Here is a 7,138-nt window from a genome sequence, read left to right as displayed (position 1 = left end):
TGATGTGACCCCAAAAAGTTAGACTTTTATTGCGTAACAGGTTTTAATATCTGTTACGCATTTTTTATGCAACCAAGAGGCTGAGTCTGTATTGGACAGGACTCAACCATCCTATTTTTTCTTTAATTCTTTTTTCATTGTAATATCTTATATATTTTTCAATTTCAGTTTTCAATTCTTCATAACTGTAATAAACAGTTCCATAGTATATTTCTTGTTTAAGCAGACCAAAGAAATTTTCCATGACTGAATTATCAAGGCAATTACCTTTTCGTGACATGCTTTGAAATATTTTCTCTTCTCTAAGTCTATGTGAATAAGCTTTCATCTGATATGCCCATCCCTGATCTGAGTGAAAGGTCCTTCGAAATGGGCAGTCAGAAGTTACCTCAATGGCTTCATTTAGTGCATTCATCACATTTGCTGCTGAAGGACGTTTATCTATTCCATAACTTATTATTTCACCATTGAACATATCCATGAATGGATCTAAATATAGCTTATGCATTGTCATTTTACCTTTAGAATCTACTTCATAGTATTTAAACTCTGTTGTATCAGTTGTAATCTTCTGATGAGGTATATGTGTATTAAATCTTCTTTTGATTCTATTAGGAGCAACCGTTCCAATTCTACCTTTGTAAGAACTATATTTACGACTCTTCCTCGTAAATGACATCACCTGAAGATTATATTTCTGCATAATGCGTTGAACCTTCTTCTTGTTCACGATATAGCCTTGATTACGGAGTTCACCACACATGCGACGGTAGCCATAATCTTTGTTACGTTTATGTATTTCATGAATCTTTTCTTCTAATTCTATATCTGGATTTTCTCTATCAAATCTTTTTTGCCAATACATATATGTTGCCTTTGGAAAACCAACAACTGCGAGAATGTCTTTTAGTTTGAATTCTCCCCGGAGGCTTTGGACGATTCTCGCTGTTTTTTCAGAAGAGCTTCCTCCTCTAAACGCAGCCTCCTCAGTTCTTTTAAATATGCATTCTCTATTCTAAGCTTAAGAATTTCATCTTCAAGTTCTTTTACATGTTCAGTACTGGTATCAACCGGAACTGTAGTTGTATCTTGTTCAATATTTAACTTTTTGTTTGATGTACCCAATGTTTTCCTGCAACCTTTCTTATGTGGTCTCAATGCATCAGGACCGGCGATCTGGAAATCCTTTACCCACTTACAGATTTGAGAGGGATTATATATTCCTTCACGAAGAGCCAGCTCCTGATATGAGAGTTCGCTTGTTAAATATAATTCTACAACAGAAAGCTTCTTTTCAAAAGAGTATTTATCTTGTTTTCGCGAACGCATAAGTCCTTTGTCACCATGAGTTTCATAATTCCGAACCCATTTCTTAATGTTTGGCCAGGCAGGTACACCATATCGTTTGGCTAAGTATTTATAGCCACCTTCACCGCTAAGATATGCTTCAACAACCTGCTTTTTGAATTCATAACTGTATTTTGCCATAAAAATACCGACCTCCAATCGTTAGATTTTTAGGTCTAACTTTTGGGGGTCGGTACATTAGTCACATTGGAGCCTTTTTTTCTTTATAGGAAAGACCGTAGTTGGCGTTCTGGTAAATTGAAAACAGCCTTCCGGGTGGCGGGCATAGATTCCACTATATCGAATCATTTTAAAGAACATGTGGGAAATAACACTGGCAACAGAATGGAAAAAAAAATGAAGCAAAAGAAAAGCCCACCTCTCAAGATTGAGGGGCGCGGGGAGTTGAATAGGCGAAGCATGCTTTTTATTAGTGGTATCTGAATTTTAGAAAGTATATGCGGCAAACAACATTTTTGGTATACTGAAGTATATTTTAATTATTATATGGCATAAGTGATAGGGCATTTTTATGTTAGGTACAGTTAGGTTGTAGTTGAAAAGGAGGACATTATGACAAAGAAAGGAAAACTAAGAAAGGGTATCAGTATTCTACTTGCAGTATGTATGGCTCTCCCTGTGGGATTTGTTGCGAAAAGCGAAACTGTGCATGGAAAAGTGATAGATGCAGATACAACAAAAAGAGAATTATGGTCTACATCCTTTGAATCAGCAGATGGATTTAAAACTTCTACAGTAGATGATAAGAAGGGCACAGCCAATATTACAACAAATGAACTAAGCTATCAGATAAATGGAAATTTATCCGGTGAAATCGAGAGTTACTCGGGAAGTGCCGCGAAAAATGATAATGAAGTTTTGAAAAATTTGTTTGACGGAGACTCTGGAACAAAATATTTAACTGATGTAAAGCCGTCGGAAGTTATTGTAAAACTAAAGAGTCAACGGGTTATAAAATCCTATGCGATAACTTCTGCGAATGATGCTCCCGGAAGAGACCCTAAGAATTGGAGTCTTCAGGGTAGAAATTCGGATAATGAAAGCTGGGAAACCATCGACAATAAAACAAATCAGGTGTTTAATGGCAGATATAAACAAAATTATTTTGAATTGGATAACAGCAAAGCATATAGCCAGTATAGATTGCGGATTACAGCAAATAAAAATGGTGGTTCCATGACACAATTTTCAGAGTTTATTCTTGCAACAGGCAAGTGTCAGGAAGTTGGTGCTTCTATTAGCAGAATGAATAGTAATATTACTTCCGGACCGAGCGATGCATGGAATCAAAAATCCAATGTGGGTTGGACAGGAAGCCACTCTCTTGTATGCAAGGGAGTTCATGTAGGAACTGGTCATGCATATTCTTATAATGTTATTTATGACAACTTGAATATTACAGTAAGTGATAATACAAATTTAAGATATGTAATTTTTCCTTCCATGTCTAATGGAGACGAATATGACTATGAATATACACAGATGCATATGGCGGTGGATTTAAAGTTTAAGGATGGAACTTATTTAAGTGAGTTAGGTGCAATTGATCAAAATGGAAATAAGGTGGATGCACAGTCTCAGGGAGATAGTCGTACACTGGTGGCACAACAGTGGAATGAAATTTACAGCAAAATTGGTGATGTGGCAAAGGGAAAAGTCATTGAAAAGATTTTGGTTGTGTACGATATGAAAGCTCATAATGCGAGGGCTTTAGCAAAATTCCAGACATATTTTGATGACATTGAAATATATAATCAGGATTATCCGGTATATTCTCATTTATCAGATTATGTAAATATTCTAAGAGGAACGAACAATACAGGAAACTTCTCCAGAGGGTTGACAATTCCGGCAGTAACAGTGCCAAACGGATTCAACTTTTGGATTCCTGCAACCAGCGCAAGCAGTAATACGGCTTATGAATATCAGAAAACAGATGAATTTCGTTGTATGAGAATAAGCCATGAACCGTCTATATGGGTTGGTGATAGAGGAACCTGGCAATTTATGGTAAATACCAGCAAAGATTATAATACAAATGACGATTATGGATTGGGAACGTTAAAAGCAAACTTTAGTCATAATAATGAGGTAGCAAAAGCGCATTATTATAAAGTTTCTTTTGATGGCAATGGAGGCGATGCAGCAAATTCACAGATAGAGCTGACACCGACATCTCATGGCGCAGTGGTACGGTTTACTTATAATAACACGGCAAACAAGAGTGTTATCTTTGATTGTGCCAATGGTGGAAGTAGGACCGAATATAGCGGAAATACATTTAAAACATATTCTGACCATACAGGGAATGGTTCGAAGCGTATGTACATTTACGGAGAATTTAGTGAGACTCCTAAGGGAACTAAAATAAATGACAGGAAAAGTATTGCATCCTTTAATTCCAATAGAGTTACAATGAAACTTGCCACATCATACATCAGCTATGATCAGGCAAAGAAGAATTTGGAGCTTGAAATTGGGGGAGACAGTTTTGAAACGGTTTATAACAAGGCACAGTCTAAATGGGATAATCAGCTTGGAATTATCACAGATGTTAAAGGCGCAAATTATGAACAGTTAGTTACACTTTATTCTTGTATTTATCGTATGTATTGTTATCCAAATCTTATGTCAGAAAATACAGGGTCAAACAGTAATCCGGTTTGGAAATACAAGAGCCCTTACAAAGATGATAATGCAAATCCTGTGGAGGGAAAGATTTATATTAATAATGGTTTCTGGGATACATATCGTACTGCATGGTCAGGGTATGGACTGTTTACACCGTCCAAAGCAACAGAGTTGTTAAACGGTTTGGTACAGCATTATAAAGATCAAGGATGGCTTCCAAGATGGATTGCACCAGGTGGAACCAACAGTATGGTGGGAACAAGCAGTGATGCTATTTTTGCCGATGCAATGGTGAAGGGCATATCATTTGATTATGAAAATGCATACAGGTCCGCATTGAGAAATGCAGCTACTGTATCCGATAACCTTACAAATGGAGGAAGAAAGAAATTAAATGTTTCGAACTTTATTGGATATGTACCTGCTGATGAAAATGAAAATTTCTCATGGTCCATGGAAGGATATATTAACGATTACGGAATTGCTCAGATGGCAAAGAAATTGGCAAATCAGACGAACGATGCATCAAAGAAAGCAAACTATATGTCTGAATATTACTACTATCTAAACAGAGCAAAGAACTATTCCCTCTTATTTGACGATTCTGGTCAGGATGTCACGTCAAAATGGTTGAGAGGAAGAAAAGCTGACGGTTCTTTGAATTTAGGAAACAGTGACAATAATACGGGATTTAATCCATTCTGGTGGGGGGCAGATTATACAGAAACCAATGCATTTAACATGGCAGTTTCTGTACCACAGGATGGAATTGGACTAGCAAACTTATATGGCGGTCGCGACCAGCTTGCGGACAAGCTTGATACAATCTTTACAACTGATGGAGGATATATTGGATATGGCGCCATGGATGGTGTTGGTGGTATTCATGAACAGAGGGAAGCAAGAGAAGTAAAACTGGGTCAGTATGGACACAGCAACCAGCCGTCCCATCATATTCCATATATGTATCTGTACTCATCCCGTCCGTGGGAGACACAGAAGTATGTAAGAGATATTCTTGCAAGATGTTATGCAGGAAGTACCTTTGGGCAGGGTTATATTGGTGATGAAGATAATGGTGAAATGTCAGCATGGTATATATTGTCTTCCATCGGCTTTTATCCATTGTCAATGGGAAATGATGAATTTGCTATCGGTTCACCACAGTTTAAAGAAGTAACTGTTAATTTGGAAGGAAATAAAAAACTGGTAATTAAGGCAAATAACAATAGTAAGGAAAATGTGTATGTAGACAGTATGTACGTTAATGGAGAAAAGTATGATAAAACATTTATAAAATACAAGGATTTAATTAAAGGTGGAACAATTGAATTTAATATGTCCTCAACACCTAATAAAGAGCGCGGACTTGAACAGGATAGCCTTACATCCATAACTACAGATGACAATAAGCCGCAAGTATATACGGACTATTCAAAGGATGCCAATAAGTCTTCAAGTACAGGAGTGACTACATTGGATAACTTATTTGATGATAATTCAGATACAGAGACAAAGGTTGATAATACAACTACACTTATGTTTAAGTTTACCGATAAAAAAGCTGTAAGAATGTTGACTCTTACATCATCAAAATCAGGAAGAACACCGGATAGGGCAAAGGTGTATGGCGCTAATGAAGATGATAACTGGGTTTTACTGGGAGACTACCATGACAGTGGCAGCTTGTTCTTTAATATTTGGGGCAAGTATACAAGACCATTTGGAATAAGTGCAGACAAAGTGGGCAAATACTCAAGATATAAAGTTGTTCTTACAGGAACAGATGCTTATTTGTCAGAAGTTGAGATGCTGGGATATAAGAATAACGGAATATTAAAGAGTGATTTAAAAAATGCCATTGATGTAGCAAAATCAATAGACGCCACAGGTGAATATCTGCCTATTGCAAAACGTCTTGAAAATAATTTAAAAGAGGCAAGCAGTGTGTATGCTAATGGAGAAGCATCAGATGATGAAATTCTAAAAGCTTATCAGTCATTGGGTAGAATTGTGGACATTGAGAAGAAGACAATTAAAATACATGATGCAAGCCAAGTAGAAGCAGAAGAGTTTGATGCAAAGTCCGGCCATATAATTAATGATGGCAAAAACATTGGTGGAGTGGAAAATAATACATGGGTAAGATATGACAGTGTGTACTTTAACGGTTCGGCATCTCAGGTAAGCTTTAACTATTCGGGACAAAAGAGCGATGCAGGCGGATATGCACAGGTGTATATAGACAGCAAGGTAGGAGAACCTGTAGCAACTATTAATCTTCCGGTTACAGGAGATCATTGGAGTACATATACTACTGTAAGTCAGCAGCTTGAAAAATCCATAAGTGGTCTTCATAATGTATATATTGTATTTAAGAATGATGGCTCACATAAATATGTGGCAAATGTTGACAATATTGCTTTTGATGTAAAAAGTGTTGGGGAAAAGGATAATATTCCATCAGGATATACAGCAGCAACAGTTAATCAGTGGACACCATCAGGTAAATGGGAATGTTACTTTGGAAACTTGAGTGGAACGGCTTCTGGATCATATAAGTGGGCATCAGACGCAGACTATAATATTTATGTTGATAAGGCAAACAAAGGAAAAGCATGGTCAGTACAGGGAAGTTATACAGATAACGTAACAAGCGGACATACATATAAAGTAACAGTAGATGTTACTGCATCAAAAGCATGTTCAATTGGTATAAAAGAAGATCTTTCAAATAAAAAGGATCCACAGGTATATACAGATATACCGGCAAATGGTACAAGAACTTTAACAGGAACATACACAGTAACAAACAACCAGATAAAAGTAATGTTTGAGTTAGGACAGAATGTTGATGCAGGAACAAATATTAACTTTAAAAATATTAAGATTGAAGATACAACTGCCTCAACAACAAAGGAATCAACAACACCAACAATAGCAGCACCTACAACGGTTGCGCCAACAACAGAGGTACCAACAACTGTAGCCCCAGCGACAGGGGGACCAACAACGGTAACTCCTACTACAGAGGCACCAACAAAAGTTGCTCCTACTACAGTAGCCCCAACAACGGTGGCACCTACAACGGAAGCCCCAACAACAGAGGCACCTACTACAGTAGCCCCAACAACAGAGG

Annotated in this window: 2 protein-coding genes; one reads left to right on the top strand and one right to left on the bottom strand. The window is 37.2% G+C overall.

The window, feature by feature from the left end:
• Positions 1 to 64 precede the first annotated feature (64 nt).
• A protein-coding gene (locus DWZ69_RS09470; protein ID WP_243081044.1) for an IS3 family transposase occupies positions 65 to 1,488 on the bottom strand; the annotation gives its coding sequence in 2 pieces (ribosomal slippage) (positions 65 to 999 and positions 999 to 1,488; 1,425 coding nt in all).
• Positions 1,489 to 1,920: 432 nt separating this feature from the next.
• Here DWZ69_RS09470 and DWZ69_RS09460 point away from each other — a divergent pair.
• Positions 1,921 to 7,138 (top strand): GH92 family glycosyl hydrolase (locus DWZ69_RS09460; RefSeq protein ID WP_199640870.1); only part of this gene is annotated, 5,218 nt, incomplete at its 3' end.

The organism is Eubacterium sp. AF34-35BH, assembly GCF_003477765.1.
Lineage (GTDB): Bacteria > Bacillota > Clostridia > Lachnospirales > Lachnospiraceae > Eubacterium_G.
Note: the sequence above shows the minus strand (reverse complement) of the source record. Positions and strands in the feature narration are given on the sequence as shown.